Below are 2,739 nucleotides of genomic sequence, written 5' to 3' on the forward strand. Positions count from 1 at the left end.
GAGAAGCCCCGCGAGACCAAGATTGGGATGCTCGCGGACGATGGGCGGCACGAGGGTGATGACGACGGCATAGGCAAATCCCGACACCGCCCAGAATCTACCGGCGCTTCCGCGCGCCAGTAGCGCGAGCACGACGAGCGTGCCGGCGCATACGGCGACGAAGGTCATGAACGAAGCGTCCCGGAGCAGAAGCGCCGTCAGCACCACGAGACCGACGCCAGCCACAGCCTGCACGGGAAGGCGCGGCTCCACCCGCGTCATGCTGGTCCATTCGAAGGCGATGGCGAGACCCGCCGCCAACCAGAACAGAGCGAACGCCCATCCGCCCTGCCAAGCTGCCGCAAGGGCGATCGGGATGAGAACGATGGCCGATGCGACGCGTTTGGCGAGCTCGCTCGCGCCCGCGGGTACTTGTGCTGCTGGCTTGGACGCTGCGTCTTTTTCAACCGCCATGATCAGACGGCCCGCGCGCTGAGGCCGCCGAAGCGACGATCGCGCCTGCGATACTCATCGACCGCCGCACGAAAAGTGGCGTCGTCGAAATCGGGCCAGAAATCCGGGATGAAGACGAACTCGGAATACGCAGTCTGCCACGTCAGAAAGTTGGAAACCCGCTGCTCGCCCGACGTCCGGATGACGAGATCGGGATCGGGAATGCCATGGGTGTCGAGGTGTGCTTCGATCGAATCGACGTCGATGGAAGCCGGATCGACCTCCCCCGCCCTGACCTTTTCGGCCAGCACCCGCATGGCCCGGGCGATTTCCTGGCGACCGCCGTAATTGAACGCGATGACGAGCGTGAGGGCCGTGTTCTCGCGCGTAAGATCCTCGGCTTCCTTGAGAAGACCACAGATATCGGCGGAAAGACCTTCCCGTTCGCCGATGATGCGAACGCGGACATTGTTGGCGTGAAGGTCGGCGAGGTCATGCCGAACGAAGCGCTTCAGGAGCCCCATCAGGTCGGCGACTTCCTGAGCCGGGCGTCGCCAGTTCTCGGACGAGAAGCTGTACACGGTGAGATAGCGAATGCCCTGCTCGATGGCGCTCCGGACAGCCCGTCGGATGGCCTCGACGCCGCGCCGGTGCCCCTCGAAGCGAGGCAACCCGCGTTTCGCAGCCCAGCGGCCGTTCCCGTCCATGATGATGGCGACATGCGCCGGGGCTTCCCCGGGCGTATCGCGGAGAGCAAAGGATGGCACCGACAGCTTGGCTTCTCCGCTCATTGGACCCATTTCGATGCACGCAGCGCCTCAGACGTGCATGATCTCCTTTTCCTTCGCCGCGACAAGAGAGTCGACCTCGGAGACGAACTGATCGGTGGCTTTTTGCACCTGATCCGCATGACGCTTGCTGTCGTCTTCGCTGATCGAGCTGTCCTTCTCGAGCTTCTTGAGGAGATCGAGGCCGTCCCGGCGCACGTGGCGGACCGCGATGCGGGCTTCCTCGGCGTACTTGTGCGAGACCTTCACCATCTCCTTGCGGCGCTGCTCGTTCATCTCCGGGATGCGCAGGCGAATCACCTGCCCTTCCGTCTGGGGGTTCAGACCCAGATCCGATTCCCGAATGGCCTTCTCCACCGCCGCGACCATCCCGCGATCCCAAACCTGAACGCTGAGAAGACGCGGCTCGGGAACGCTCACGGTCGCCACTTGCACGATCGGCATCGCCGAGCCGTAGGCATCGACCTGGATCGGATCGAGCAGGTTGGGCGAGGCGCGCCCGGTGCGCAGGCTCGCGAGATCATTCTTGAAAGCGTTGATCGCGCCCTGCATGCGGCGCTTGACATCACCAAGGTCGAAGGTCGTGGTCATGGTGTCTTTCCCTTACTCGAACTTTGGAAACGGGCTTACGCTTCCCGGACCCCTGCATCAAGGGGCGACGATCGTGGATGGCTGGCTGCCCTGAAGGATCGCGGTGACCGAGCTCGGGGCGTGAACCGAGCCGACGATGATCGGCAGACGGCTCTCGCGCGCAAGAGCGAAGGCTGCGGTATCCATTACTTTCAGGTCTCTTGAAATGGCTTCGTCGTGGGTCAGCCGATCGAACCTGACCGCCGTCGGGTCCTTCTTCGGATCGGCCGAATAGACGCCGTCCACCTGGGTGGCCTTGAGCACCGCATCGCAACGAAGCTCCGCCGCGCGCAGAACGGCAGCGGTGTCAGTGGTGAAGAACGGGTTGCCGGTACCGCCGGCGAGGACGATCACCTGGCCCTTGTCCATGTGGTGCAGAGCGGGCTGGCGGGCATAGGTCTCGCAAATGGTCGGCATCGACACGGCCGACATCGTGCGGGCGAAAACCCCGGCAGCATTCAAGGCGGTTTCGATCGCGAGCGAGTTCATCACCGTGCCGAGCATGCCCATGGAATCCGCCGTCGGACGATCGATCCAACCGGCCGAGCTCATGCGGGCACCGCGGATGATGTTGCCACCGCCGATCACGAGAGCGATCTCGAAGCCGGCGCGGGTGGCGTTCGCGAGGTCCTTGGCCAACCCCGACAGGATCTGCGGGTCGAGCCAATAACCGTCGGGAGCCATCAAAGCCTCCCCCGAGAGCTTCACCAGAATGCGCCGGTATCGTGCCACTGCGGACCTCTTTTGTTGTTTCGATGCCTCTCATGAAAACGGCGGCTGAAGCGCCGCCGTTTTCCCGTCTGTGTTCGTTAGGCTTTTCCGCCCGCCGCCGCCGCGACTTCCGCGGCGAAATCCGGAGCTTCTTCTTTTTCGATGCCCTCGCCGAGAG

General features: G+C 63.7%; 4 protein-coding genes. All 4 read right to left on the bottom strand.

Annotated features, from left to right (window positions below; all coding sequences use genetic code 11):
* Nucleotides 1–453: phosphatidate cytidylyltransferase (locus AC1DT3_RS17295; protein ID WP_477466472.1), on the bottom strand; the 453-nt coding region annotated here is incomplete at its 3' end.
* A 2-nt stretch (nt 454–455) separates the two neighbouring features.
* Entirely contained in the window at nt 456–1,223 is a 768-nt protein-coding gene (locus tag AC1DT3_RS17300; protein WP_477466473.1) for an isoprenyl transferase, read from the bottom strand.
* A 27-nt stretch (nt 1,224–1,250) separates the two neighbouring features.
* The gene (gene frr / locus AC1DT3_RS17305) at nt 1,251–1,811 is read right to left on the bottom strand and encodes a ribosome recycling factor (RefSeq protein WP_477466474.1); all 561 of its coding nucleotides are present in this window, start codon (nt 1,809–1,811) and stop codon (nt 1,251–1,253) included.
* A 57-nt stretch (nt 1,812–1,868) separates the two neighbouring features.
* The gene (gene pyrH, locus AC1DT3_RS17310) at nt 1,869–2,582 is read right to left on the bottom strand and encodes a UMP kinase (protein ID WP_477466475.1); all 714 of its coding nucleotides are present in this window, start codon (nt 2,580–2,582) and stop codon (nt 1,869–1,871) included.
* Between the last annotated feature and the right edge of the window lie 157 nt (nt 2,583–2,739).

This window comes from Microvirga sp. P4_G7, from assembly GCF_056401005.1.